Annotated in this window: 25 protein-coding genes and 1 tRNA gene; 10 read left to right on the top strand and 16 right to left on the bottom strand. The window is 72.3% G+C overall.

The genetic code is table 11. The features are described from left to right. Positions 1-162: 162 nt before the first annotated feature. Genes ACFVGW_RS13960 through pdhA form a run of 3 tightly spaced genes read right to left on the bottom strand, consistent with a single transcriptional unit; the run spans position 163 to position 3,745 of the window. Complete coding sequence (locus ACFVGW_RS13960) at positions 163-1,557, bottom strand: dihydrolipoamide acetyltransferase family protein (RefSeq protein ID WP_385852113.1); 1,395 nt, start codon at positions 1,555-1,557, stop codon at positions 163-165. Next, the gene (locus ACFVGW_RS13955) at positions 1,557-2,585 is read right to left on the bottom strand and encodes an alpha-ketoacid dehydrogenase subunit beta (protein ID WP_385852112.1); all 1,029 of its coding nucleotides are present in this window, start codon (positions 2,583-2,585) and stop codon (positions 1,557-1,559) included. Before ACFVGW_RS13955 ends, ACFVGW_RS13960 begins: the two co-directional genes overlap by 1 nt. After that, complete coding sequence (gene pdhA / locus ACFVGW_RS13950) at positions 2,585-3,745, bottom strand: pyruvate dehydrogenase (acetyl-transferring) E1 component subunit alpha (protein WP_385852111.1); 1,161 nt, start codon at positions 3,743-3,745, stop codon at positions 2,585-2,587. The genes ACFVGW_RS13955 and pdhA overlap by 1 nt, the downstream gene beginning before the upstream one ends. A gap of 192 nt (positions 3,746-3,937) precedes the next feature. On the opposite strand from pdhA, the gene ACFVGW_RS13945 reads away from it, so the two are divergent. Further along, positions 3,938-4,447, top strand: coding sequence for an Lrp/AsnC family transcriptional regulator (locus ACFVGW_RS13945; RefSeq protein WP_383224350.1), 510 nt, complete (start codon positions 3,938-3,940; stop codon positions 4,445-4,447). Positions 4,448-4,602: 155 nt separating this feature from the next. Here ACFVGW_RS13945 and ACFVGW_RS13940 read toward each other — a convergent pair whose 3' ends face one another. Further along, the gene (locus ACFVGW_RS13940; RefSeq protein ID WP_383224243.1) at positions 4,603-5,196 is read right to left on the bottom strand and encodes a TetR/AcrR family transcriptional regulator; all 594 of its coding nucleotides are present in this window, start codon (positions 5,194-5,196) and stop codon (positions 4,603-4,605) included. Then, positions 5,193-6,836, bottom strand: a complete 1,644-nt coding sequence (locus ACFVGW_RS13935; RefSeq protein WP_385852110.1) for a 3-hydroxyacyl-CoA dehydrogenase — start codon at positions 6,834-6,836, stop codon at positions 5,193-5,195. Before ACFVGW_RS13935 ends, ACFVGW_RS13940 begins: the two co-directional genes overlap by 4 nt. A gap of 177 nt (positions 6,837-7,013) precedes the next feature. On the opposite strand from ACFVGW_RS13935, the gene paaN reads away from it, so the two are divergent. Beyond that, the gene (gene paaN / locus ACFVGW_RS13930) at positions 7,014-8,708 is read left to right on the top strand and encodes a phenylacetic acid degradation protein PaaN (protein WP_385852109.1); all 1,695 of its coding nucleotides are present in this window, start codon (positions 7,014-7,016) and stop codon (positions 8,706-8,708) included. A 103-nt stretch (positions 8,709-8,811) separates the two neighbouring features. On the opposite strand, the gene ACFVGW_RS13925 is transcribed toward paaN, so the two are convergent. From ACFVGW_RS13925 to ACFVGW_RS13915, 3 genes are all read right to left on the bottom strand, one after another. After that, entirely contained in the window at positions 8,812-9,474 is a 663-nt protein-coding gene (locus ACFVGW_RS13925; protein WP_352187266.1) for a TrmH family RNA methyltransferase, read from the bottom strand. Further along, positions 9,471-10,718 carry an HTTM domain-containing protein gene (locus ACFVGW_RS13920; RefSeq protein WP_385852244.1) on the bottom strand — a complete coding sequence of 416 codons (1,248 nt, stop codon included), beginning with the start codon at positions 10,716-10,718 and terminating at the stop codon, positions 9,471-9,473. Before ACFVGW_RS13920 ends, ACFVGW_RS13925 begins: the two co-directional genes overlap by 4 nt. Before the next feature lie 62 nt (positions 10,719-10,780). Then, entirely contained in the window at positions 10,781-11,509 is a 729-nt protein-coding gene (locus ACFVGW_RS13915; protein WP_383290898.1) for a DUF5819 family protein, read from the bottom strand. 113 nt (positions 11,510-11,622) lie between these two features. Between ACFVGW_RS13915 and paaA the strand changes: the two genes are divergently transcribed. The 6 genes from paaA (at position 11,623) to ACFVGW_RS13885 (ending at position 16,540) form a co-directional block, all read left to right on the top strand. Beyond that, positions 11,623-12,702 (top strand): 1,2-phenylacetyl-CoA epoxidase subunit PaaA, encoded by a 1,080-nt coding sequence (paaA, locus tag ACFVGW_RS13910; protein WP_385852108.1) that lies wholly within the window; start codon positions 11,623-11,625, stop codon positions 12,700-12,702. Next, on the top strand, positions 12,699-12,986 hold the full coding sequence (gene paaB, locus ACFVGW_RS13905; protein WP_019887914.1) for a 1,2-phenylacetyl-CoA epoxidase subunit PaaB: 288 nt from the start codon (positions 12,699-12,701) through the stop codon (positions 12,984-12,986). Before paaA ends, paaB begins: the two co-directional genes overlap by 4 nt. Further along, positions 12,983-13,738, top strand: coding sequence for a 1,2-phenylacetyl-CoA epoxidase subunit PaaC (gene paaC, locus ACFVGW_RS13900; RefSeq protein WP_385852107.1), 756 nt, complete (start codon positions 12,983-12,985; stop codon positions 13,736-13,738). The genes paaB and paaC overlap by 4 nt, the downstream gene beginning before the upstream one ends. Next, positions 13,732-14,235 (top strand): 1,2-phenylacetyl-CoA epoxidase subunit PaaD, encoded by a 504-nt coding sequence (gene paaD, locus ACFVGW_RS13895; protein ID WP_385852106.1) that lies wholly within the window; start codon positions 13,732-13,734, stop codon positions 14,233-14,235. The genes paaC and paaD overlap by 7 nt, the downstream gene beginning before the upstream one ends. Continuing rightward, positions 14,236-15,324, top strand: a complete 1,089-nt coding sequence (locus tag ACFVGW_RS13890) for a 2Fe-2S iron-sulfur cluster-binding protein (protein WP_385852105.1) — start codon at positions 14,236-14,238, stop codon at positions 15,322-15,324. Positions 15,325-15,406: 82 nt separating this feature from the next. Further along, a complete protein-coding gene (locus ACFVGW_RS13885; protein WP_385852243.1) occupies positions 15,407-16,540 on the top strand; it encodes an acyl-CoA dehydrogenase family protein in 1,134 nt (377 codons plus the stop codon). 101 nt (positions 16,541-16,641) lie between these two features. Here the strand turns inward: ACFVGW_RS13885 and ACFVGW_RS13880 are convergent, their stop codons facing one another. From ACFVGW_RS13880 to ACFVGW_RS13865, 4 genes are all read right to left on the bottom strand, one after another. Next, positions 16,642-16,986, bottom strand: a complete 345-nt coding sequence (locus ACFVGW_RS13880) for a rhodanese-like domain-containing protein (RefSeq protein ID WP_383224262.1) — start codon at positions 16,984-16,986, stop codon at positions 16,642-16,644. Positions 16,987-17,050: 64 nt separating this feature from the next. Next, a complete protein-coding gene (locus tag ACFVGW_RS13875) occupies positions 17,051-17,953 on the bottom strand; it encodes a hypothetical protein (RefSeq protein WP_385852104.1) in 903 nt (300 codons plus the stop codon). A 101-nt stretch (positions 17,954-18,054) separates the two neighbouring features. Continuing rightward, the gene (locus ACFVGW_RS13870) at positions 18,055-19,503 is read right to left on the bottom strand and encodes a DUF2252 domain-containing protein (RefSeq protein ID WP_385852103.1); all 1,449 of its coding nucleotides are present in this window, start codon (positions 19,501-19,503) and stop codon (positions 18,055-18,057) included. Between the two features lie 144 nt (positions 19,504-19,647). After that, the gene (locus ACFVGW_RS13865; protein WP_385852102.1) at positions 19,648-20,712 is read right to left on the bottom strand and encodes a hypothetical protein; all 1,065 of its coding nucleotides are present in this window, start codon (positions 20,710-20,712) and stop codon (positions 19,648-19,650) included. Positions 20,713-20,818: 106 nt separating this feature from the next. Here ACFVGW_RS13865 and ACFVGW_RS13860 point away from each other — a divergent pair, with 106 nt between their 5' ends. Beyond that, the gene (locus ACFVGW_RS13860) at positions 20,819-21,244 is read left to right on the top strand and encodes a MarR family winged helix-turn-helix transcriptional regulator (protein ID WP_385852101.1); all 426 of its coding nucleotides are present in this window, start codon (positions 20,819-20,821) and stop codon (positions 21,242-21,244) included. On the opposite strand, the gene ACFVGW_RS13855 is transcribed toward ACFVGW_RS13860, so the two are convergent. The 4 genes from ACFVGW_RS13855 to ACFVGW_RS13840 all read right to left on the bottom strand — a co-directional run bounded on the left by ACFVGW_RS13855 (position 21,241) and on the right by ACFVGW_RS13840 (position 24,646). Then, positions 21,241-21,783 carry a GNAT family N-acetyltransferase gene (locus tag ACFVGW_RS13855; RefSeq protein ID WP_385852100.1) on the bottom strand — a complete coding sequence of 181 codons (543 nt, stop codon included), beginning with the start codon at positions 21,781-21,783 and terminating at the stop codon, positions 21,241-21,243. The two genes, ACFVGW_RS13860 and ACFVGW_RS13855, sit on opposite strands and share 4 nt — an antisense overlap. Positions 21,784-21,957: 174 nt before the next feature. Then, complete coding sequence (locus ACFVGW_RS13850) at positions 21,958-22,617, bottom strand: response regulator (RefSeq protein ID WP_385852099.1); 660 nt, start codon at positions 22,615-22,617, stop codon at positions 21,958-21,960. Positions 22,618-22,656: 39 nt separating this feature from the next. Then, the gene (locus tag ACFVGW_RS13845; RefSeq protein WP_385852098.1) at positions 22,657-24,396 is read right to left on the bottom strand and encodes a sensor histidine kinase; all 1,740 of its coding nucleotides are present in this window, start codon (positions 24,394-24,396) and stop codon (positions 22,657-22,659) included. Positions 24,397-24,559: 163 nt separating this feature from the next. After that, positions 24,560-24,646 (bottom strand) — tRNA-Leu (locus tag ACFVGW_RS13840). A gap of 555 nt (positions 24,647-25,201) precedes the next feature. Here ACFVGW_RS13840 and ACFVGW_RS13835 point away from each other — a divergent pair. Beyond that, a complete protein-coding gene (locus tag ACFVGW_RS13835; protein ID WP_383224279.1) occupies positions 25,202-26,068 on the top strand; it encodes an FhaA domain-containing protein in 867 nt (288 codons plus the stop codon). Positions 26,069-26,078: the final 10 nt, after the last annotated feature.

Raw genomic sequence — 26,078 nt, 5'->3', positions numbered from 1 at the left:
CCGCCCCCCTCCCGGAAGCGCCCCTCCGTCTCAACCAGGGAGACGGGGGAGCCGGGGGCAGGGAGACGGGGCCGGGGCCGGGGTCCAGCGGTGCGCGCCGGTACGACGACGGGCGGGGGCTCACGGGGCGGCGTTCGCCCGGCGAGCCCCCGCCCGGCGGGGTCAGAGCGTGCGGAGCAGGACCGCCGGGTGTTCGACGCAGTCGGCGACGTAGCGGAGGAAGCCGCCCGCCGTGCCTCCGTCGCAGACCCGGTGGTCGAAGGTCAGCGAGAGCTGGACGACCTTGCGGACCGCCAGTTCGCCCTCGTGGACCCACGGCTTGGGGATGATCCGGCCCACCCCGAGCATCGCCGCCTCCGGGTGGTTGATGATCGGCGTGGAGCCGTCCACCCCGAACACCCCGTAGTTGTTCAGTGTGAACGTCCCGCCGGTCAGGTCACCCGGCGTCAGCGTCCCCTGCCGGGCGGACTCCGTCAGCCGCGCGAACTCCTCCGTCAGCGACTCCGCCGTCCGCGTGCCCGCGTCCCGGACCACCGGGACGACCAGACCGCGCTGGGTCTGCGCCGCGAACCCGAGGTGCACGGACGGCAGCCGGACGATCTCCCGGGCCGCCGTGTCCACCGTGGAGTTGAGCTCCGGGTAGCGCGCGAGCGCATGGGTGCAGATCCGGGCCAGCAGCGCGAGCAGCGAGATCTTGGGCCCGCCCGCCGCGTTCATCGCGGCCCGCGCCGCCATGAGCTCGGTCGCGTCGGCGTCGACCCAGCAGGTCGCGTCCGGGATCTCGGTACGGCTGCGCGAGAGCTTGTCGGCGACGGCCCCACGGACCCCGCGCAGCGGAACCCGCTCACCCGCCGCGGCGACGGCCGCCGCAGGCACCGGCGCCGGACGCGCCGCGGCCGCCTCGGCTGCCGCCAGGGCCGACTCGACGTCGGCCCGAAGGATCAGCCCGGCCGGACCGGACCCACGCACCTCGCGCAGATCGAGCCCCTTTTCCCGGGCCAGCTTCCGCACGAGAGGCGAGATCACCGGAACGGGCCCCGCCACCGGGGCGGAAGCCGCAGCCGGAGTGGAAGCCGCAGCCGGGGTGGAAGCCGGCGCCGGGGCGGAAGCCGCGGCCGGGACCGGAGCCGGAGCCACGGCCTTCGCCACCGCAGCGCTCTCGTGCCGCACCCGGCGACGCCTCGCCGCCGGCCCTGCCGTGCCGTACCCGACGAGCACGTTGCCCGAGTACTCCGACGACTCGGCGTCCGCCGCGGCGACCGCCGGGGCCGCCGAAGCCCCCGCCTCACCGGACGCACCCGACCCCGCCGTACCGCCGACCGCGACCGTCAGCAGCGGTGCGCCGACCGGCAGTTCCGTGCCCTCCTCGCCGAAGCGGGCGGTGACGACACCGCCGTACGGGCACGGCACCTCCACCATCGCCTTGGCGGTCTCCACCTCGACGACCGGCTGGTCGATGGCGACGACGTCGCCCACGTTCACCAGCCAGCGCACGATCTCCGCCTCGGTCAGCCCCTCACCGAGGTCGGGCAGCTTGAACTCGAGCACCTGCGCCATCAGTTACCCGCCTCCCACTGCAGCCGCGCCACCGCGTCGAGCACCCGGTCCACGCCCGGCAGGTGGTGCCGCTCCAGCATCGGCGGCGGATACGGGATGTCGAATCCGGCCACCCTCAGCACCGGCGCCTCCAGGTGGTGGAAGCAGCGCTCGCTCACGCGCGCGGCGATCTCCCCGCCCGGTCCGCCGAACCCGGTCGACTCGTGCACGACGACCGCGCGCCCGGTGCGCCGCACCGACGCGCAGACCGTCTCGTCGTCGAACGGCACCAGCGAGCGCAGGTCGACGACCTCCAGGTCCCAGCCCTCCGCCTGCGCGGCCTCCGCCGCCTCCAGACAGACCGGCACGGACGGCCCGTACGTGATCAGCGTCGCGCTGCGGCCGCTGCGCCGCACCACGGCCTTGCCGATCGGCTCCACCGGCGCCGGCGCCTCGGGCCGCCAGTCGGACTTCGACCAGTACAGCCGCTTGGGCTCCAGGAAGACGACCGGGTCGTCGGAGGCGATCGCCGCCCGCAGCAGCCCGTACGCGTCCTCGACCGTCGCCGGGGTGACGACGTGCAGACCCGGCGTCGCCATGTAGTACGCCTCGGACGAGTCGCTGTGGTGCTCGACGCCGCCGATCCCGCCGCCGTACGGCACACGGATCACCAGCGGCATCGGCATCGCGCCCCGCGTGCGGTTCCGCATCCGGGACACATGGCTGATCAGCTGCTCGAACGCCGGGTAGGCGAAGGCGTCGAACTGCATCTCGACGACCGGCCGCAGCCCGTACATCGCCATGCCGACGGCCGTGCCGAGGATGCCCGCCTCGGCCAGCGGCGTATCCGTGCAGCGCTCCTCGCCGAACTCCTTCGCGAGGCCGTCCGTGACCCGGAAGACACCGCCGAGCGTGCCGACGTCCTCGCCCATCACATGGACGGTCGGGTCCTCGGCCATCGCGTCGCGCATGGCCCGCTGGAGGGCCTGCGCCATGGTGGCGGGCTTGGCCGTGGCCTTGTCCGCCGCCGTCTTCTGTGCGGTCGTCATCACGCCTCGCCTTCGGCGTCGAGCTCGGCCCGCAGCTGCGCGGCCTGCTCGCGCAGCTGCGCCGTCTGCTCGGCGTAGACATGCGCGAAGAGATCCATCGGGTCGAGGACGGGTTCGGCGTTCATCCGCTCGCGCAGCGCCGCCGCCATCGTCTCGGCGGCCTCGGCCGCCGCCTGCTTGCGCTCCTCGTCGATGATCCCGCGCTCCGTCAGCTCCCGCTCCAGGATCACGATCGGGTCGTGGGCACGCCAGGTCTCGACCTCGCCGTCCCCGCGGTAGCGGGTCGCGTCGTCGGCGTTGGTGTGGGCGTCGATCCGGTACGTGACGGCCTCGACCAGCGTCGGTCCGCCGCCCCGCCGCGCGCGTGCCACGGCCTCGGTCAGCACCTGGTGGACGGCGATCGCGTCGTTGCCGTCGACGAGCCGGCCCGGCATGCCGTACCCGACGGCCTTGTGGGCCAGCGAGGGGGCCGCGGTCTGCTTGGCGAGCGGCACGGAGATCGCGAAGCCGTTGTTCTGCACCAGGAAGACCACGGGGGCCTGCCAGACGGCCGCGAAGTTCAGCGCCTCGTGGAAGTCGCCCTCGCTCGTGCCGCCGTCGCCGACCATGGCGAGCGCGACCACGTCGTCGCCCTTGAGCCGGGCGGCGTGGGCCAGCCCCACCGCGTGCGGCAGCTGGGTGGCGAGCGGGGTGCTCAGCGGCGCTATGCGGTGCTCACGCGGGTCGTACCCGGTGTGCCAGTCACCGCGCAGCAGCGTCAGCGCCTGGACCGGGTCCAGGCCGCGGGCGACGGCCGCGAGGGTGTCGCGGTACGAGGGGAAGAGCCAGTCCCGGTCCTCCAGGGCCAGGGCGGCCGCGACCTCGCAGGCCTCCTGCCCGGTGGTCGACGGGTACACGGCCAGTCGGCCCTGCTTGGTCAGCGCCGTGGCCTGCGCGTTGTACCGACGGCCGCGCACCAGCTCCGCGTAGAGCCGCCGCAGCAGCTCGGGGTCGGCGTCGGCCACCGCGTCCGTGCCGATGACCCGGAAGGGCTCGGCGTCGGGCAGCAGCGGGGCGGGGTCCGTGCGCGGCTTCCACGCCGGGGGCGGGGTGGGCCGGTAGGCGGGGGCGGCAGCTGGCGGCTCTTGGACTGTCGAACTGCGCTGTTGCAACGAGTCCACCTCCTCGTGGGAGCGGGCATAAGACCCGAAGGCGGGTGGCGCGGGTGTGGCGCGCCTCACCTACCGATTGTTCGGTCGTGGAGGCATTTTGGCTACAGGCGACCTCAGCCTGTGGACAATCGGTTCTCCACAGCCTGGGATGGAGACATGTCGTCCATGGATGAGAGGCGGGGGGACATGACGGATGAACAAATGGCCGACGGCTGGGAGCAGGCCCTGGCCCAGGGTCCGGTCGGAGTGCCGCAGGGCCCGCCGGCCCGGCCGCTCGACGCGATCGACCGCGACATCCTGCGCATCCTGCAGACGGACGGCCGCGCCTCGATACGCTCCGTGGCCGAACGGGTGCACGTCTCCCGGGCCAACGCCTATGCGCGGATCAACCGGCTGATCGACGACGGGGTGATCCGCGGCTTCAGCGCCCGCGTGAACCACGAGCGCGCGGGGCACGGCGCCTCGGCCTACATCACGCTCAAGATCGTCCAGAACTCCTGGCGCACCGTGCGCGAGCAGCTCCAGGCCCTGCCGGGCGCCGCGCACATCGCGCTGGTCAGCGGGGACTTCGACGTCCTCCTGCTGGTCCACACGCCGGACAACAGGACGCTGCGGGAGCTGGTGCTCACCAAGCTCCAGTCGATCCCCGAGGTGCTCTCCACCCGCACGCTGCTGGTCTTCGAGGAGACGGACCTCGACCCGGACCACTGAGCGAACGCGCGAGGCCGAGCGGGCCGGCCGGGGCCCGGCGAGCGCGGGCAGGCCTCCAGCCGGCAGGCTGGAGGCCGCGAACAGGCGAACAGGCAAACAGGGCCCTGTCGGGCCTGACAGGGCCCGCAGTCCCTGCAGGGCGCCGCCGGCGGCCCTCAGCGGGCCGTACGCAGCCCGTCGAAGGCCAGGTGGACGACGGTGTCGGCGAGCTGGTCGCGCTCCGCGTGAGCGCCCGGCAGCGGCCGGTACCACTCCACCAGCGAGTTGATCATTCCGAAGAGCAGCCGGGTGGCGAGCTTGATGTCCACGTCGGCCCGCAGGTCCCCGTCGGCGACGGCCGCCTTCAGCAGGTCGGCCACCCGGTGGTCGAACTCGCGGCGTCGCTCCATCGCCCAGCGCTCGGTGTCGGTGTTGCCCCGGACCCGCAGCAGCAGCGTCACGTACGGCAGCTCGGCGATCAGTACCTCGACCGTGCGCCGGGTGACGTACTCGACCCGCTCGATGGCCCGCCCGCGCCCCGCGCCCGGCTCGTCGAGGATCCCGAAGAGCCCGTCTATGGCCCGGCTGACGGCCCGCCGCAGCAGCTCCTCCTTGCCCGCGACATGGTGGTAGATCGAGGACTTGGAGATCCCGGCCGCCTTGGACAGGTGCTCCATGGACGTGCCGTCGTAGCCGCGCTCGTTGAAGACCTGCACGGCGACGGAGAGCAGCGTCTCGGGCGTGTACGTGTCACGCTTCGCGGTCGTCATGCCGTCGCCTCCGCCTCGGCCGCGGCCGACTCCACCACGGCGGAACCGATGACGGCCGCCTCGGCGGCGGCCCGCTCGGCGGCGGCGCGGCGGCGCAGCGCCTGGGAGGGGGCGTAGCGGCCCGTCGGGTACTCCTCGTGGAGGTTCGAGAGCGTCTCCAGGACCCAGTCGACGCCCAGCTCCTCGCCCCACGCGAGGGGCCCGCGCGGGTAGTTCACGCCGAGCCGCATCGCCGTGTCGATGTCGTCGGCCTCGGCCACCCCGCGCGCGGCGGCGTCGAAGGCGAAGTCGGCGAGCATCGCGACCGTACGGGCGACGATCATGCCGGGGACGTCGCGGATGACGCTGACCTTCTTGCCGACCGCCTGGAAGAGGCCGATCGCCTCCTGGAGGGCGTCGTCCTCCACGGTGGCGGACGGCGCGAGCACGATCCGCTCGCAGGCGGAGAAGTCCAGTGCCAGGTCGATGTGGACGACCGGCATCTCGGCGTCCTCGGCCGCCGTCCCGTCGGCGAGGAAGAGCCGGGTCCCGCTCGGCAGCTCGATCCAGCCCGGGTAGCCGGCCACGGCGTCGTCCCCGCGCTCGACCACGATCGCGGTCTCCTCGATCAACGCCACCAGGGCGCGCGCCTGGTACAGGTCGCCCTGGACCGTCACCGAGGCCGGTGCCCCGGCGGGCGGCGCGGTGTGCGGCTCGGGGGCCGCCGCGCCGTCCCCGTACGGGAACCATCCGTGCCCCGACTTGCGGCCGAGGCGCTCCGACTCCACCAGGCGCCGCTGGGCGAGGGAGGGCGTGAACTTGGGGTCCTGGTAGAAGGAGTCCCAGACGGACCGGGTGACGGCCTCGTTCACGTCCTGGCCGATGAGGTCCGTCAGCTCGAAGGGGCCCATGCGGAACCCTCCGCACTCGCGCAGGGCCGCGTCGATGGTGGCGGGGTCGGCCACGCCCTCCTCGTAGGCGCGCAGCGCCTCCGCGTAGAAGGGCCGGGCTATCCGGTTGACGATGAAGCCCGGGGTGTCGGCGCAGCGCACCGGCGTCTTGCCCCAGGCCTTCGCGGTCTCGTACGCGCGCGTGGCGGCCGAGGCGTCGGTGGCGAAGCCGCTGACGACCTCGACGAGCGGCAGCAGCGGCGCCGGGTTGAAGAAGTGCAGTCCGACGAACCGTCCGGGCAGCCGCAGCCCTCCCGCGATCGCCGTGACGGAGAGGGAGGAGGTGTTGGTGGCGAGCAGCGTGTCGTCGCCGACGATCTTCTCCAGCTCGGCGAAGAGCTCCCGCTTGACCGGGAGCAGCTCGACGATCGCCTCGACGACGAGCGCGGCGTCGGCCAGGTCGGTCAGCGCGGCGGCGGCGTGCAGCCGGCCCACGGCCGCGTCGCGTGCGGCGCGGTCCATCCGCCCCTTCTCGACCAGGCGGTCCAGGCGGGCGGCGAGAGCGGCCACGGCCTCCTCGGCCCGGCCGGGGGCGCTGTCGTAGAGCCGTACGGGATGCCCGGCGACCAGCGCGACCTGCGCGATCCCCTGGCCCATGGTCCCCGTGCCGACGACGGCGACGGTACGGCTGCGGTCGAGGGCGTCGGCACCGGAGCCCGGTGCGGCGCCCGCCCCGGCGTCCGGCGCCGAGTCGCTCACATTGGCGGTCATACGACTGATCCTCCCCGATGGGTTGTCCACAGCTTCGGCAGACCCCCTTGTCCCGACCGATCGTTCGGTTACTCTAACTCTGTCCGTCCTTCGCTGCCCACCCGTCTTCCACGACCACCCGTCGTGGAGCGCTCCGCGCGCCGAATCGATCTAGCTCGACGAGGAGTTGGTCCTGTCATGGCCGCCGCTCAGCTGACCACCGACGCCCTGGCCGAGAAGCACCGGTCCACGCTCGACCAGGCTCTCGACACCATCCGCACCCGCGCCTACTGGTCGCCCCACCCCGAGCACCCCAAGGCCTACGGCGAGAACGGCTCGCTGGACGCCGCCGCCGGCCTCGAGGCGTACAAGGCACTGCTGAACACCCGTTTCGAGCTGGACCAGCCCGGCACGGACGCCTGGACCGGTGACGAGACCTCGCCGTACGGCCCGGCCCTCGGCATCGAGTACCCGCACGCCGACATCGACGTCCTGCTGCCCGCGATGCGCGCCGGGATGGCCGGCTGGCGCGAGGCCGGCGCCGAGGTCCGCGCCCTGGTCTGTCTGGAGATCCTCGCCCGGATCTCCGCCCGTACGCACGAGTTCGCGCACGCCGTCATGCACACCAGCGGCCAGGCCTTCATGATGGCGTTCCAGGCCGGCGGCCCCCACGCCCAGGACCGCGGCCTGGAGGCCGTGGCGTACGCGTACGCGGAGCAGACCCGCACCCCCGGCAACGCCGGCTGGTCCAAGCCCCAGGGCAAGCGGGACCCGCTGGAGCTCTCCAAGGCCTTCACGCCGGTCGCGCGCGGCATCGCGCTCGTCATCGGCTGCAACACCTTCCCGACCTGGAACGGCTACCCGGGCCTCTTCGCCTCCCTCGCCACGGGCAACCCCGTCCTGGTCAAGCCCCACCCGCGCGCCGTCCTCCCGCTGGCGCTCACCGTCCGCGTCGCCCGCGAGGTCCTCGCCGAGGCGGGATTCGACCCGAACCTGGTCGCGCTGGCCGTCGAGCGGCCCGGCGAGGGCATCGCCAAGACCCTGGCCGTCCGCCCCGAGGTCCGGATCATCGACTACACCGGCTCCACCGCCTTCGGCGACTGGCTGGAGGCCAACGCCCGCCAGGCGCAGGTCTACACGGAGAAGGCCGGCGTCAACACGGTCGTCGTCGACTCCACCGACGACTACAAGGGCATGCTGTCCAACCTGGCGTTCTCCCTGTCGCTGTACAGCGGCCAGATGTGCACCACCCCGCAGAACCTGCTGATCCCCCGCGACGGCATCACCACGGACGCGGGCCCGAAGTCGTACGACGAGGTCGTCGCCGACCTCTCGGCGGCGGTCGGCGGGCTGCTCGGCGACGACGCCCGGGCGAACGCGCTGCTCGGCGCCCTGGTCAACCCGGACGTGAAGGCGCGCCTGGAGGCGGCCGCCGGTCTCGGCGAGGTGGCCCTGGCCTCCCGCGAGGTGGCGAACCCGGACTTCCCGGACGCCGTCGTCCGTACGCCGGTGATCGTCAAGCTGGACGGCTCGAAGCAGGACCCGGAGGCGGCCTACTTCTCCGAGTGCTTCGGACCGGTCTCCTTCGCCGTCTCCGTCGACTCGACCGCCGACGCGCTGGAGCTGCTGCGGCGCACGGTCCGCGAGAAGGGTGCGATGACGGTCGGGGCGTACACCACCTCGCCCGAGACCGAGCGCGCCGTCGAGGAGGTCTGCCTCGAGGAGTCGGCCCAGCTCTCGCTGAACCTGACGGGCGGCGTCTACGTCAACCAGACGGCGGCGTTCTCCGACTTCCACGGCTCCGGCGGAAACCCGGCCGCGAACGCGGCCCTGTGCGACGGAGCGTTCGTCGCCAACCGCTTCCGGGTGGTGGAGGTCCGCCGCCAGGCGTGATCCTCCCGGACTCGCGGGGGCCCTACGGGGTCTCCGCGGGTCTGTCGGTAACGAGGTCCCGTCGGTGACGAGGGGCCCTACAGGGTCTCCGCGGGCCCGGCGGTCACGCGCCGGGGGTGATCTCGGCGTACCGCTGCACCCAGGCGTGCATCGCGATCGCCGCCGCGGCGCCCGCGTTGATCGACCGGGTCGAACCGAACTGGGCGATCGAGCAGACCATCTCCGCGTGCTCGCGGGCCTCCTCGGTGAGGCCCGGCCCCTCCTGGCCGAAGAGCAGCACACAGCGGCGCGGCAGCACGGTCCGCTCCAGCGGCACCGCGCCCGGCAGATTGTCGATACCGATGATCGCCAGACCCTCGGCCGCCGCCCACGCGGTCAGCGACTCGGTGTCCGGGTGGTGGCGCACATGCTGGTAGCGGTCGGTGACCATCGCGCCGCGACGGTTCCAGCGCCGCCGGCCGACGATGTGGATCTCCTTCGCCAGGAAGGCGTTGGCGGTCCGCACCACCGAGCCGATGTTGAAGTCGTGGCCCCAGTTCTCGACCGCGACGTGGAAGTCGTGGCGCCGGGTGTCCAGGTCGGAGACGATCGCCTCTCGCGTCCAGTACCGGTACCGGTCGACGACATTGCGCCGGTCGCCGTCCGCCAGCAGCTCCGGGTCGTAGCGCTCGCCGTCCGGCCAGGGCTGCGGATGCGGCCCCACGCCGACCTCGGGGGCGTACCCGTCGTCGTACTGGATCGGCTCGGACTGTTCAGCGGTGCTCACCCCACGAGGGTACGGGGGGCGGGTTCCTCACCCGAACGGCGCTGCCCGGGCACCTCTCCTCCCCGGCGGGACAGCAGACGGTCCCGGCCGCGCCCCGCCCGCGCGCCCAGCCACACCAGGAACGCCGTCGGCAGGAACACCGCGTCCGCGGAGATCATCGCGAGCGAGAACAGGGGCAGTCCGAGGAGCACGGCGATGCCGGCGTGCTCCAGCATCATCGCGACCAGCAGGACGTTCTTGACCTTCCGGTTGAACAGGGCGAAGGGGAACGCGACCTGGATCAGCACGGTGCCGTAGGTCAGCACCAGCACCAGCACACCGCTGGAGCCGAGCAGATCGGACAGGGCCGGCCAGGGTGTGAAGTAGTCCAGCTGGAGCGGGTAGTAGAGCGCGGTGCCGTCCTGCCAGCGCGAGCCCTGGATCTTGTACCAGCCGGCCGTCGCATAGATCAGACAGACCTCGGCCATGATCACGACGAGGGTCGCGTTGTGGGCGAGGTTGGCGAGGACGTCGAGGAGCGTGCGGGGCTCGCCCGGGGCGTTGCGGCACACCCACCACCACAGAGCCTGCGCCAGCCACAGCACCCACAGCATCACCAGGAGCCACAGCGATCCGGTGATGTCGGCGAAGTACGTGGCGGCGAGCAGGAAGCCGCCCAGCGCCGTCCACAGCAGTGGCCCGACGACATCGCGGCGCGCCTCCCGCCCCTCGTCCGCCGCACGGGCCTCACGGGCCGCCCGGCGGGCGTCGAGGGACCAGACCTGGCCGCAGCGGGTGAGGAAGAGGTAGATCGCCGCGAGGTGGACGACGTTGTCCCCGCCGTCACCCATGAAGACGGAGCGATTCTGCAGAGACAGCACGCCGGCCATGAAGACCACCGACATGGCGCGGGTACGCCAGCCGAGCAGCAGCAGGAGCGCGGAGAGCACGGCGAGGCCGTAGACGACCTCGAACCAGAGGGCGCTGTCGGACCACATCAGGGCCGTGAAGGCGTCGTTCTGGGCGATCAGCTGCCGGCCCATCTCCCACGCCCAGGGGCCGTCGGGGCCGTAGAGCTCGTGCCGGTGGGGCAGCTCGCGCAGCAGGAAGAGCAGCCAGGTGAGGGAGAAGCCGATCCGGACGATCGCCGTCTGGTACGGGCCGAGCGCCGAGGCCGTCACCCGCTGGACACCCCGGGCGAGCCGCCGGTCGAACGGCTCCCGCCCGGGAGCGGGGGCCTGCGCGGCGGATCCTCCGGTCTCCACGGCGTTCGCGGCACCTCCGGCGCTCTTCTGCCCTCCGGCGTCCGGGTGCGTGAACGAGCGGTTCACCTGGCCGCCTCCGTACGGTCGTCACGCGCCCCGCCCGGCAGATCGGCGGCGGTCACCTTCCACCACGGGAGCTCCCGGTGGACGGGTTCCGTGCTGATCTTCTCGGTGCTCCACGACGGGGCGGGGACGCCGCGCGTGGTGGAGCGGAGCTGTATCTGCTCCACGGCGCCGCCGAGCCGCTGCTCGTCGAGACGGAGCATGACGATCCGGCGGATGTAGCCCTCGGAGAGCCGGCCCCTCAGACCGTTGGGCAGATGGTCCTCGGTGTGCGAGTTCAGGTAGAAGTCCCACGCCCGGCGGAGTTCGTTCTGCTGGGTGTGGCTGGGCACGAGGCTGCCCCGTATCGCCTCGGCGTCCCGGGCGGTCAGATCGATCCAGCCGGTCGTGCGCGGGGTGCCGTCGCCGTCCGCGACCCGGGCGCGGACCTGGACGGCGACGTTCTGCTGCAGCGGGTTGGGGGCGAAGAGCTTCCAGTTCTGCTCGAACTCGGGATACACCCAGTCGTCGACGGCGGCGCCGTGCTGCTTGGTCAGCGTGTTCGACGGCGCGACGTGCAGAAACACCATCGCGAGGTGGACGCAGGCGAGGACGCCGACGACGGCGAGCGAGACGGCCGCGACGACCTGGTACGGAAGGGAGAGGGAGGCGATCCCGGCGCCCCCTCGTGGACCCGGTTCCGGCAACGGGTGCTCCTCGCGCGTGTCCGCGTCGTCGTGCGCTTCCATCCCGCCCCGATCCCGATCGGTCCACCCTCGGTTATCCACAGGGTTGACACCATACGGGCCGTCGACCGACCATTGAAGTCATTCAACCGAACGATCGGTCGGTAGGGAGTGCGATGACCGCAGGGACGGCAGCGACCGCAGTGACCGCCAACGCGCAGAGCGCGCGGGCGGCCGCGCACGGCGAGCAGGACACGGCGGCGGAAGCGGCGCACGCCGCCTACGAGGCGGTGTTCGACGCCGCCGTCGCCGCCGACGAGCGCATCGAGCCGCGCGACTGGATGCCCGACGCCTACCGGGCCTCCCTCGTCCGCCAGATAGCGCAGCACGCCCACTCCGAGATCATCGGAATGCAGCCCGAGGCCAACTGGATCACCCGCGCGCCCTCACTGCGCCGCAAGGCGATCCTGATGGCCAAGGTCCAGGACGAGGCCGGCCACGGCCTGTACCTGTACAGCGCGGCGGAGACCCTCGGCACCGGCCGCGACGAGCTCCTCGACAAGCTCCACGCCGGCCGCCAGAAGTACTCCTCGATCTTCAACTACCCGACGCTGACCTGGGCCGACGTCGGCGCCATCGGCTGGCTCGTGGACGGCGCCGCGATCACCAACCAGGTCCCGCTCTGCCGCTGCTCCTACGGCCCGTACGCCCGCGCGATGGTCCGGATCTGCAAGGAGGAGTCCTTCCACCAGCGCCAGGGGTACGAAGCGCTCCTCGCCCTCTCCCAGGGCACCGAGGCCCAGCACGCCATGGCGCAGGACGCGGTGGACCGCTGGTGGTGGCCCTCGCTGATGATGTTCGGCCCCCCGGACGACGAATCGGCGCACTCCGCCCAGTCCATGGCCTGGAAGATCAAGCGGCACTCCAACGACGAGCTGCGCCAGCGCTTCGTCGACATCGCCGTCCCGCAGGCCGAAGCCCTCGGACTCACCCTCCCCGACCCGGACCTGCGCTGGAACGAGGAGCGCGGGCACTACGACTTCGGACCCATCGACTGGGCCGAGTTCTGGGACGTCCTCAAGGGCAACGGCCCCTGCAACGAACAGCGCCTCGACACGCGCCGCCGCGCCCACGAAGAGGGCGCCTGGGTCAGAGAGGCCGCCGCGGCTTATGCCGGCAAGCACACGGCCGCCCACCAGCACACGAACACGCACACGAACACGGACACGCACACCAACGGGGAGGCACGGGCATGACCACCGACGGATGGCCGCTGTGGGAGGTGTTCGTGCGCTCGCGCCGCGGGCTGTCCCACACGCACGCCGGCAGCCTGCACGCGCCCGACGCCGAGATGGCCCTGCGCAACGCCCGGGACCTCTACACCCGCCGCAACGAAGGCGTCTCGATCTGGGTGGTCCCCTCCACCGCGATCACCGCCTCCTCGCCCGACGAGAAGGACCCGTTCTTCGAACCGTCGGCGGACAAGCCCTACCGCCACCCGACCTTCTACGAGATCCCCGAGGGAGTGAAGCACCTGTGAGCGAAGCACCCGTGAGCGCGACCGCCGGCACCACCGACACCGCCGCGATCACCGAAGCCGCCCTCGCCCTCGGCGACGACGCCCTCGTGCTCTCCCACCGACTGGGGGAGTGGGCGGGCAACGCCCCCGTCCTGGAGGAAGAGGTCGCCCTCGCCAACATCGCGCTCGACCTCCTCGGCCAGGCGCGCATCCTGCTCTCCCTCGTCGGCGACGAGGACGAACTGGCCTACCTCCGCGAAGAACGGGCCTTCCGCAACACCCAGCTCGTCGAACAGCCCAACGGCGACTTCGCCCACACCATCGCCCGCCAGCTCTACTTCTCCACCTACCAGCGCCTCCTGTACGGACAGCTGGCCGCCGGCGACGGCCCCCTCAGCGGCCTCGCGGCGAAGGCCGTCAAGGAAGTCGCCTACCACCAGGACCACGCCGAACACTGGACCCTCCGCCTCGGCGACGGCACCGACGAGAGCCACGCCCGCATGCAGCGCGCCTGCGACGCCCTCTGGCGCTACACCGGCGAACTGTTCCAGCCCCTCGAAGGCCTCGGCGTGGACCTCGAAGCACTCCGCGGCGCCTGGCTCGACTCGGTCACGGCCGTCCTCGAACGGGCCACCCTTACCGTCCCCGGCGGGCCCGACACCGGCGCCTGGCGCGCCGGAGCCGGCCGGCAGGGCCTCCACACCGAGTCCTTCGGCCGCATGATCGCCGAGATGCAGCACCTGCACCGCAGCCACCCGGGAGCGACATGGTGACCACGACCATGACGGACCTGGAGCGGGAACTGGCCCGGATCGCCGGCGCCGTCCCCGACCCCGAACTGCCCGTCCTCACCCTCGAAGAGCTCGGCGTCCTGCGCGGCGTCCAGGTCCTCGGACCCGGCCGCGTCGAAGTCGAACTGACCCCGACGTACACCGGCTGCCCCGCGATCGAGGCGATGTCCTCCGACATCGAGCACGCCCTGCACCAGCACGGCGTCCCCGACGTCTCCGTCGTCACCGTCCTCGCCCCCGCCTGGTCGACGGACGACATCAGCGACGAAGGCCGGCGCAAGCTCGCCGAGTTCGGCATCGCCCCGCCCCGCCCGCAAGGCCCGGCCGGCGGCCCCGTCCCCCTCACCCTGGCGATCCGCTGCCCGCACTGCGGCTCCACCGAGACCGAGCTGCTCAGCCGGTTCTCCTCCACGGCCTGCAAGGCGCTGCGCCGCTGCACGGCCTGCCGCGAACCGTTCGACCACTTCAAGGAGTTGTAGATGCAGTCCTCACGCTCCGGACGGGCCGAGTTCCATCCCCTCCGGGTGAGCGAGGTCGAGCAGCTCACGGACGACTCGGTGGCCGTCACCTTCGCCGTCCCGCCCGAGCTCCGCGACGCCTACCGCCACACCCCCGGCCAGCACCTCGCCCTGCGCCGCACCGCACGCGACGGCGAGGAGATCCGCCGCACGTACTCGATCTGCGCGCCCGCGGCCCCCACCGGCCAGGATCCCGTCCTGCGCGTCGGCATCAGGCTGGTCGACGGCGGCGAGTTCTCCACCTACGCCCTCAAGGAACTGGCCGTCGGCGACACCGTCGACGTCATGGAGCCCATGGGCCGCTTCACCCTCACGCCCCGCCCCGGACGCTTCGCCGCCGTCGTCGGCGGCAGCGGCATCACCCCGGTCCTCTCGATGGCCGCCACCCTGCTCACCCAGGAGCCGGACGCCCGGTTCTGCCTCGTACGGAGCGACCGCACCGCGTCCTCCACGATGTTCCTGGACGAGGTCGCCGACCTCAAGGACCGCTTCCCCGACCGCTTCCAGCTCATCACCGTGCTCTCCCGCGAGGAGCAGCAGGCCGGACTCCCCTCCGGGCGGCTCGACCAGGAGCGGCTCACCGGCCTGCTCCCCGCGCTCCTGCCCGTCGACGACATCGACGGCTGGTTCCTGTGCGGCCCGTTCGGCCTCGTCCAGGCCGCCGAAGGCGCCCTGCGCGGCCTCGGAGTCGCCCGCTCCCGGATCCACCAGGAGATCTTCCACGTCGACGACGGCTCGGCGCCCGCGTCCGCACCCGCCGCTTCCGCCCCGGCCCACGCCACACTCACGGCCACCCTGCACGGCCGCTCCGGCAACTGGCCCGTGCAGAAGGGCGAGACGCTGCTCGAAACGGTCCTGCGCGCCCGCGCCGACGCCCCCTACGCCTGCAAGGGCGGGGTCTGCGGCACATGCCGCGCGTTCCTCGTCGAAGGCGAGGTCCGCATGGACCGCAACTTCGCGCTGGAGCCGGAGGAGACCGAGGCCGGATACGTCCTGGCCTGCCAGTCCCACCCCGCCACCGCGGAAGTGGAGCTGGACTTCGACCGCTGACCGTCCCCGCGCACCCATTCCCTTCCCCTAGAACCTGTTCTATCTTGACGATCCGTCAGACAGGCAACGGGAGGGCATGGCCGTGGACTTCACCTTCACCGAAGAACAGCAGGCGGCCGTCGAGGCGGCCCAAGCGGTCTTCTCCGGCGTCACACCCGACGCCGTACCGAGCCCCGCGCTCACCCCCGGAGCCGTCGCCGACGACTTCGACCGACCGCTCTGGTCCCGCCTCGCCACCGCCGACCTCCTCGGACTCGTCCTCGACCCCGAACACGGCGGCGCGGGCCTCGACACCATCGCCCTCTGCCTCGTCCTGCGCGAATCCGCCCGCGTCCTCGCCCGCGTCCCCCTCCTGGAGACCAGCGCGGTCGCCATGACCATCCAGCGCTACGCCGACGCCCGCACCGCGGCCGAACTCCTCCCCCGCGTCGCACGCGGCGAACTCGTCCTCACCGCCGCATCCAACGGCCGCACGGGCCACGACCCCGCCGAACTCGCCGTCACCGCCCACCGCGACGGCACCGGCTGGATCCTCGACGGCCTCCAGACCGCCGTCCCCTGGGCCCACGGCGCCGACCGGATCGCCGTCCCCGCCCACACCACCGAAGGACAGACCGTCCTCGCGCTGCTCCCCCGCACCCACCCCGGCCTCACCCTGGCCGAGCAGTACTCCACCAGCGGTGAGCTCCTCGCCGAACTCCACCTCGACTCCGTGCACCTCGACGCGGCCGACGTCATCGACACCGACGGCGCCTGGGACTGGCTCCACGGCGTCCTCGCCACCGGCACCTGCGCCCTCGCCCTCGGACTCGGCGAGAACGTCCTCACCATGACCAGCCAGTACACCGGCAAGCGCGAACAGTTCGGCCACCCCGTGGCCACCTTCCAGGCCGTCGCCGTCCAGGCGGCAGACCGCTACATCGACCTGCGGGCCATGGAGGTCACCCTCTGGCAGGCCGCCTGGCGCATCAGCAGCGAAGCCGGCGGACCACTGCCGCCCGCCGCGGACATCGCCGTCGCCAAGATCTGGGCCTCGGAAGGCGTACGCCGCGTGGTGCAGACCGCCCAGCACCTCCACGGCGGCTTCGGCGCCGACACCGACTACCCCCTGCACCGCTACCACGCCTGGGCCAAGCAACTCGAACTCGCCCTCGGCCCGGCCGCGGCCCACGAGGAAGCTCTGGGCGACCTCCTCGCCGCCCACCCCCTCGGCTGATCCCCGCCCGAGGCAGAGCGCCCGGACGTCCGATCCCGCCCGGGGCACAACCACCCCGGACGTCCGATCCCGCCCGGGCAGAACGGCCCGGGCGTCCGCGCCTAGGCCACGAAGCCCTGGGCGCCCGCCGCCGTCACCACCGGCCGCCCGGCCGCATCCCAGGCGATCATGCCGCCGTCGACGTTCACCGCGTCGATCCCCTGCTGCACCAGATACTGCGTGACCTGCGCCGACCGGCCACCGACCCGGCACATCACATACGCGCGACGCCCGTCGGCCACCGCCTCGGTCACCTCACCGAAACGCGCCACGAAGTCGCTCATCGGCACATGCAGCGCACCCTCGGCGTGACCGGCCACCCACTCGTCGTCCTCGCGGACGTCCACCACCAGGGCATCGGCAGGCACGGAAGCCACGTCCACCGAGGGGAGCGGGGCGAAATTCATGGGACAGGCCTTCTCTCGTACGGACGGACTCGACGGAAGTCGAGCTCTGTGAAACCTAACGCACCTACCCCACGAGCGCGGCGAGCTCCGCCTCACGCTCGGAGACCTGCACCAGCAGCTGCTCGGCGATCTCCTCGAGGAGACGGTCGGGATCGTCGGGCGCCATCCGCAGCATCGCGCCGATCGCGCTCTCCTCCAGCTCCCGCGCAACCAGCGTCAGCAGCTCCTTGCGCTGCGTCAGCCAGTCGAGGCGCGCGTACAGCTCCTCGCTCTCGCTGAGCGGCTCCGGCTCGGGCACGGGACCGGCAGCCCACTCCTCGGACAGCTCACGCAGCAGCGCCACGTCACCACGGGCGTAGGCCGCGTTCACCCGGGTGATGAACTCCTCGCGCCGCTTGCGCTCGGCCTCCTCGCGCGCCAGGTCCGGGTGGGCCTGACGGGCCAGCTCGCGGTACAGCTTCCGGGCCTCCTCACCGGGCCGGACCCGCTTGGGCGGCTGCACCGGCTGCCCGGTCAGCATGGCGGCGGCCTCGGGGGAGAGCCCGTCGGAGTCCATCCAGTCGTGGAAGAGCTCGTCGACAGCCGGCATCGGCATCACGACGGCCCGCGCCTCCTGCGCCCGCCGCAGATCCTCCGGATCCCCGCTCCGAGCCGCCCGCGCCTCGGCGATCTGCGCGTCCAGCTCGTCGAGCCGCGTGTACATGGGGCCGAGCTTCTGGTGGTGAAGCCGGGAGAAGTTGTCGACCTCGACGCGGAACGTCTCCACGGCGATCTCGAACTCGATCAAGGCCTGCTCGGCCACCCGCACGGCCTTTCCCAGCCGCGCCTCAGGCCGCTCGGCACTCCCCGAATCCGCGCCGGCGCCCTGCTCCGCGCCCGCCGGGTCGGCACCCGAATCCGAGCCCGCGCCCGGGTCCACGTTCTGGTCCTGGTCCACGCCCACGTCCTCGCTCCGGTCAGTCACCACACCAGCCTACGATCCTCCGGGGGCCCCTCCCCCCTCCCTCCCCCGCCCCCGTCCCCCCGTGGTCGGCTTCGCCCGGCTTGGGTGCGGGCGGGCCTGTGTCGTCAGACGCCGAGTTCGGCCTCTGTCCGGCCGTCGCGTATCGCCGTCACCAGGTCGGTGTGGTCCGCCGTGGTGCGGTCGGCGTAGGCGACGGCGAAGGCCGCGACGGCCTCGTCGAACTCCTCGTTCTTGCCGCAGTAGCCCGCTATCAGGCGCGGGTCCGCGCTGTGGGCGTGGGCGCGCGCCAGCAGGGCGCCGGTCATGCGGCCGTAGTCGTCGACCTGGTCGGGTGTGAGCGCGGCCGGGTCGACGCTGCCCTTGCGGTTGCGGAACTGGCGCACCTGGAACGGGCGCCCCTGGACCGTGGTCCAACCGAGCAGGATGTCGCTCACGACCTGCATCCGCTTCTGCCCGAGGACCACGCGCCGTCCCTCGTGCCCCGCGTCCGGGACGGTGAAGCCGGCCGTCGGCAGGTGGGGGAGGAGCGCCGAGGGGCGTGCCTCCTTCACCTGGAGGACGAGCGCCTCGCCCCGGTGGTCGAGGAGCAGCACCACGTACGAGCGGGTGCCGACGCTGCCGGTGCCGACGACGCGGAAGGCGACGTCGTGGACGGCGTACCGCGCGAGGAGCGGCAGCCGGTCGTGGGAGACGGTGTCCAGGTAGGGGCCGAGCGCGGCGGCGACGGCGGCCGCTTCCGCGTCCGGTACGCGGCGCAGAACTGGCGGTGCGTCGACGAAGCGGCGGCCGCCGCCGTCGGCGTCGGTGACGGACTCGGTCGACTTGGCGGCGAACCGGGCACTGGTGTTGTTCCGGGCCTTCTCCGAGACCCTTTCGAGGGTGCCGAGCAGGTCGCGGGCGTCGGTGTGGGAGACGAGCTCCTCGTCGGCTATCGCGTTCCAGGCGTCGAGTGCGGGGAGCTTGGCGAGCAGCCGCATGGTCCGCCGGTAGGCGCCGACGGTGTCGAATGCGGCGGCCCGGCAGGTGTCCTCGCTCGCGCCGACCTCTCGTCCGGCGAGGACGAGCGAGGTGGCCAGTCGCTTGAGGTCCCATTCCCAGGGGCCGACGACGGTCTCGTCGAAGTCGTTGAGGTCGATGACGAGCCCGCCGCGGGCGTCGCCGTAGAGGCCGAAGTTCGCCGCGTGGGCGTCGCCGCATATCTGGGCGGCGACGCCGGTGACGGGCGAGCCGGCGAGGTCGTGGGCCATGAGCCCGGCGGAGCCGCGCAGGAAGGCGAAGGGGCTCGCGGCCATGCGTCCGACGCGGATGGGTGCGAGGTCGGGCACGCGGTCGCGGCTGGACTCCTCGACGGCCCGGACGGCGTCGGGCCGGTCGTCGGCGAGGACGAGAGTGCTGTGGGAGGCGCGCGGGACGCGGGCGCGCAGGGCCTTGCCCTGTTCCTTGGGGGAGTTGGTGGCTCCCGCCGCCGCCCGCCGGGCGAACCCGGGCACGTGCGGTACGCGCCCGCTCTCGGTGCCTCGTTGTCCCTGTACCGCTGTCTCGATCTCGCCCATGGGACGCCTCCCCCGCCTTCGTGCTGTGCTGTGCAACATCAACTGGACACGACGGTACCGCCGGGTTCGGTGGCCCGTCTTCCCCTGTGGACAACGACCTGTGGACAACTGCCTCCGGCGGTTGTCCACCAGGCCGTCGGCCCTTCAGACGCCGACGGCCTCCGCCATCTCGTCCTCGGTCGCGGTCTCCGCCCCCGACGCTCTCCCCATGGCCGGCGCCGGCGGGCGGCGGCGCGCTTCGGCCAGGCCCGCGCACAGCGTCACGGCGACTCCGGTGAGGAGCCAGAGGGCGAGGACCAGCAGGTGTCCGCCGAGTGCGTGGCCGTCGAAGTAGACGTGGCTGCGCACGCCCTCGACGAATCCGGCGCCGTTCCAGAAGGCGTGGAGCGCGCCGAAGAAGCCGGGTTGCAGCTCGGGGCGGTAGATCCCGCCGGAGCTGGTGAAGTTGAGCATGACGAACAGGACCATCACGCCGAGGGTGGTCCAGCGCCGGAGGAAGGTGTGGAGGCCGACGCCGGTCAGCAGGATGCCGGCCGAGTACAGCCAGGACATGGCCCAGACTCCGCCGAGTCCCTGGTCGACGAGGTGGAACATCGGTCCGGCGAAGACGGTGCCGACGAGGCTCACGACGAGGGACGTTCCGGCGGCGAGCAGGGTGCGGACGCGCAGGGGCAGGACGGCTCCCGCCCCGCCGATGACGGCCACTGAGGCGTACGAGCCGATGCTGAGCGCGACCAGGAGGAAGAAGACGCCCTGGCCTGTGGGGTCTCCGCCGGAGACGGGCGCGACATCGGTGACCTCGAGGGGTGCGTCCTGTGCGGCGGCGACCTTGGTGAAGACCTTCTCGACGGCGATGGCGCTGGTGTCGGAGGAGGCGGAGGCGACGAGCAGTTCGGGGTGGGTGCCGGGCAGGTAGGCACCGAAGGTCGACTGGTCGCGGAGTGCCAAGACCGCTGTCTCACGGTCGGGGACGGTGCGGACGTCGAGCGCGCCGGCGCCCTTGTCGTGGAGTGTCTGGGCGAGGACCTGGGCGGTGGGGCCCGAGCCGACGACGTCGACGCGCAGGTCGTGGGGTTGGGGGGCGTGGAACGCGCCGAGGTAGGCGAGGCCCATGCCGACGCACATGAGCAGCGGGGTGAGTAGGTGCCCGAGCACGTGCCGGAGCGCGCTCGTCGACGCCGGTCCCGCGGGGTGAGGTCCTGCGGACACCACACACCTCCATGGTTGGCTTTTACAACTAAACAACCGTTGTACTATACAACTGAACCGGTGGTGAGCAAACCGGTCAGGTGAACGGTGAACCAGGGAGCGCAACATGACCGACGGCCCGCGCGACGCATCCGTCGACATCATCCAGCGGGAGCTGACGGCGTTCTCCCGCCGCGCCCGCGCCGCGGCAGCCCGGCTCCACCCGGATCTGCCGCTCGTCTCGTACACCCTGCTCGCCCACATCGACGACCAGCAGGGTTGTCGTGCCACCGACCTCGCCGCCCACTACCTGCTGGACAAGTCGACGGTCAGCCGTCAGGTCGCGGGTCTGGAGAAGCTCGGCCTGGTCGAGCGCCGCCCCGACCCGGAGGACCACAGGGTCCACGTCCTGCACCCCACCGAAGCCGGTACCCGCGTGCTCGCCGCCACCCAGGCGAGCCGTCGCGCCGCCTATCAGGAGCGCCTCAAGGACTGGTCCGCCGAGGACCTCGCACAGTTCGCGGCGTACCTGCTCCGCTACAACACGGCCTAGACCGCGGAGGTGGGCTTCCAGTCGGCGGCGAGGAGCCCGAGCAGCACCTCGTCGAGGAACTCGCCCATGACCCAGGCCGAAGAGCGCAGCACCCCCTCGCGGACGAAGCCGTTGCGCTCGGCGGAGCGCAGCATCGCGGTGTTGTCCGCCAGCGTCTCGATCTGCAGCCGATGCAGACCGCGCACGACGAAGCCGTAGTGACACAGCACGGAGACCACGTCGATGCCGTAGCCCTTGCCGCGGGCGGCCGGCAGCAGTCCGAGGCCGACGTGCGCGGAGCGGTGGTGGGTGTCGATGCCCCACAGATTCGCGGTGCCGACCAAGGTGCCGCCGTCCAGCTCCACCACGGAGAACCGGACGTGTCCCTGATCCGTGTCGTCCACGGCGAGCCGCTTGTCCTTGGAGCCGGGCGAGATCGGCCGCCACGGCGTGGCATCGGCCCGCGAGGAGCCCTCCACGTCGTCGTAGAGCTCGGTCCTCAGGATCGGGATGTCGTCCTCGTGCCGGGCCCTGAGCCCGACCTTGTTACCCCTCAGCATGCGAGCTTTCCTATCCGACCGGGCGGACCTGCGGCAACCTGATTAGGCGGGGCAACGACCGGCCGAAGGGCCGGAGTTCGCTCCCCGGCAGATCCCGAGGCCGTTCGGCGCCTTGGGCCCCCCGCCCCCTCCCCGCCCCCTCCCCTCACCTCCCGGAGTTGCCTCCCGGCGGCCCTAGAGCCCCGCGTCGCGCGCCAGCAGGGCCGCCTGCACCCGGTTGTCGCAGCCCAGCTTCGCCAGGATCCGGCTGACGTAGGTCTTCACCGTGGCCTCGCTCATGTGCAGTCGGCGCCCCGCGTCCGCGTTGGACAGCCCCTCGCCGAGCAGCGCGAGGACCTCGCGCTCCTTCTCGCTCAAGGCCGCCACCCGACCCCTGGCCTGCTCGGCGCGGGTGGCCTCCCGCCCCGAGGCCAGCTGTTCGACCACGTGCCGGGTGGCTGCCGGCGAGAGGTACGCGTCCCCCGCCGCCGCGGCCCGTACCGCGCGGATCAGCTCGGCCGGCGCGGTGTCCTTGAGCAGGAACCCGGCGCCCCCGTGCTCCAGGGCCCGCAGCACGTTCTCCCGCTCGCCGAACGTCGTCAGCACGATCACCCGAGCCGACGGCGCCGCCCGGCGCAGCTCCGGCAGGGCGGAGAGACCGTCGAGCACCGGCATCTGGATGTCGAGCAGCACCACGTCGGCCGCGTGTGCCCGCGCCTCCTCGACGGCCTGCCGGCCGTCGGCCGCCTCCGCGACCACCTCGATGTCCGCGTCCGAGGTGAGGATCATCCGGATCCCGGCCCTGATCAGCGGCTCGTCATCGGCGATCACGACCCTGATGCGCTGCCCTGCCACAGCTACTCCCCAACGGCTACCGGTTCGGGCGGGTCAGCGCTAGCGCGTGACCTCGTACGACTTCTTCTCGATCAGCTTGCCGTCCTTGAAGCAGAACCGGAAAACCGGCTCGGCCTCGCTCTCCACGACCTCGGAGGACATCAGCACCAGGCACTTCGATCCCTCGGGCTCCGCGGGCCCCTTGCCGTGCAGACCGGTGGTGGCGATGGTGTCGCCCGACGGGAGCCGGTCGCGTACGTCCTGCTCGGCGGCTCCAACCTTGACGGCGTCGTACTCGCCCGGGTCGATCATGCCCTTCTCCAGCGACGACACCATGAAGTAGACGCCGAAGCCCCCCGCCACCAACAGCAGCACGAGGGCCGCGAGCGCTATCCCGCATCCCATCGCGACCCCTCGGCCCGTGCTCCTGCCCCCGCGCAACGCCATCGCCAGCTCCCGTTCCGTCAGCGTCCAGTCGGCCTGCCCGACCGGGACGCGACCACGGTCGCCCACGAGAGGCCCCCCTGACTGCTGCCGGAAGTCGTCCTCCGCATCGACCAAAGGCGCTGCTTCCACCGTCCCGTACGGCAGCATCCCGGCGACCCGGAACCCGCCGCCGTCGACCGGCCCGGCGTGCACGATGCCGCCGACGAGCCGTGCCCGCTCGTGGAGCCCGGTCAGCCCCTGCCCGCCGCTGACCACGTCCCCCGGGGAGTGCACGGCGGCCTCGTTGACGATCTCCACGACGAGGGAGTCCGGCTCGTACCGCACCTCCACGTCGATGAGCGCGCCCGGCGCGTGCTTGTAGGCGTTGGTGAGCGCCTCCTGCACGATCCGGTACGCGGCGTGGTCGGCGGCGGGCGGCAGCGCCCGGACCTCCCCGCGCCGCCGCAGCTCCACGCGGTTCCCGGCGCCCTGCGCGGTCTCCACGAGCTCCTGGATACCGGCGGTCCCCCGCGCGGCCCGTCCCGAGGAGTCTCCGGAGCGTGCGGGCGGGACCGCGGTGCCGGACGGCGCCGCGACGCCGTCGCGCAGGATGCCGACGACCTCGCGCAGTTCGTGCATGGCGGTCACCGACGCGTTGCGCAGCACGCCCACCGCCTCCCGCTGCCGGTCGGTCAGCTCCCGGTCGACCTCCAGGGCGCCGGTGTGGACGGCGATCAGCGCGAGCTGGTGCCCGAGGCTGTCGTGCATGTCCTGGGCGATCCGCTGCCGCTCCATCAGCCGGGCCTGCCCGACCACCATCGCGCGTTCCCGCAGCAGCTGGGCGTTGTGCTCCTGCAGGGTGTGCAGCAGGGTCCTGCGCTGGGTCCAGTACCGGTTGGCGAGACCGGGCGCGAGGGTCGTCGCCAGGTAGTAGAGCGTCGACATGAAGACGACGGTGAGCGTCCGGTGCAGGTCCCAGACGTCGACCACGCTGGCAGCGATGTTCAGCACGTACGCGACGGTGTACGCGATCAGGGCCCGTCCGGCGCCCGCGATGTACCGGCCCGACGACCAGCCGATGAGGATCAGGAGCATCAGGAAGCCCGGCACGAGCGGCGCGAGGCCACCCGTGACGACGAGCATGGTGACGGGCAGCCGTCGGCGCAGCAGCGACAGGACGGCGGCGGCCAGGCCGACCGCGGCGAGCCGCCACCCCTCTCCGCCGAGCAGCTCCTCGCTGCCGGCGGCGAGCAGCCCGATCACGACGGCGAGCACCAGCTCGCCCGCCGTTCTGCGCCGCGACCAGAACTCGGGCGCGGCGAACCATGCCCATCCGGCGCCGATCCCGGCCCTGATCTTCGAAGTCGCGTCCACGCTCGCACCCTAGGCAGCGGCCCGCCCCGCCCGCGGCTCTCTTTCGTCTCGACCCACGACGACGAAGGTCGTATCGCTCACATCACCCGCCGACCGGAGAACGACAACGCGGAGAACGACAACGCGAAAGCCCCGTAGGTCGATGACCTACGGGGCTTCCGTCTGGTGCGCGAGGGGGGAGTTGAACCCCCACGCCCTTGCGGGCACTGGAACCTGAATCCAGCGCGTCTGCCTATTCCGCCACCCGCGCATTGGGTGTGCTCCGGGCTCCCTCACCGTTTTTTCGGTGCGATCGCCTGGCGACATCTGAAGATTAGCACGTCGCAGACCGTGGATTCACATCCGTTGTTTGACCCCCGCCCGGAGCGAACAGGGACACAGGGACACCGGACCGTCGGAGGACGGAACCGCGACAGGCGCGACGGGCGCGACAGCCGCGACGGGCCCGAGACAGACGCAAGAGGGACGGAACTGGAGCACAAGCGGTACACAGCCGGAGGAGAAAGAGGTCGGGCACCAGGCACCATGGGACGGAGCCCCGCACGCGGTACGCGGACGGGGCTGGAACGGAAGAGCACGGGTAACGGGAGGAACGGGGCGGACCGCCCCCGCCGCCCCGCCCCACTCCTCCAGCTCGCTCCCCGGGTGCGGGACACTGTCCAGGGGCCGCCTCTACGATCCGTGGGGAAAGCCTGTGAGAGGTGACACTCGTCCACAGGGCAGAGAAGGGGAACCAGCCGATTTCCCGACGCGTGGATACGATCAGTAAGCAGTACCAGGACGACAACGACGGAGGAGGTGCCCCATGGGAGTCCTGAAGCGTTTCGAACAGCGGCTCGAAGGCCTGGTCAACGGCACCTTCGCCAAGGTCTTCAAGTCCGAGGTCCAGCCCGTCGAGATCGCGGGCGCTCTCCAGCGCGAGTGCGACAACAACGCGACGATCTGGAACCGCGAGCGGACCGTCGTCCCCAACGACTTCATCGTCGAGCTGAGCACGCCCGACTTCGAGCGCCTCAGCCCGTACTCGGGTCAGCTCGGCGACGAGCTGGCCGGCCTGGTCCGCGACTACGCCAAGCAGCAGCGGTACACCTTCATGGGCCCGATCAAGGTCCACCTGGAGAAGGCCGACGACCTCGACACCGGTCTGTACCGGGTGCGCAGCCGCACTCTCGCGTCGAGTTCGTCACAGCAGCAGGCACCCGCCGCCGCCCCTCAGCCGGGCCGCGCGCCGGGTGGAGCGCCGGGCGGCTACGGCTATCCTCCGGTCGGTGCTCCGCCGATGCCCGCGGCCCCGCCGCCGGGCGCGGGCGGCATGCAGCGGCCCGGGCAGGCGCCCGCCGCCGGCCGCCCCACGGCCGGTGGCCCCGGCCCCATGCCCGCCTCCGGCGCCCAGGTGCGCCGGTGGATCGAGATCAACGGCACCCGCCATCAGATCTCCCGCCCGACTCTGGTCCTTGGCCGCAGCACCGACGCGGACGTGAGGATCGACGATCCCGGCGTCTCCCGCCGGCACTGCGAGATCCGGACCGGAACGCCCTCGACGATCCAGGATCTCGGATCCACCAACGGCATCGTGGTGGACGGGCAGCACACCACCCGCGCTACGCTCCGCGACGGCTCGCGGATCGTCGTGGGCAGCACCACCATCGTTTACCGGCAAGCCGAAGGGTGAAGCGGGGGCA

This window comes from Streptomyces sp. NPDC127129 (assembly GCF_042671585.1).
In the GTDB taxonomy this organism is placed as follows: domain Bacteria; phylum Actinomycetota; class Actinomycetes; order Streptomycetales; family Streptomycetaceae; genus Streptomyces.
The sequence above is the reverse complement of the archived record's forward strand: the minus strand, read 5'-3'. Positions and strand labels throughout refer to the sequence as shown.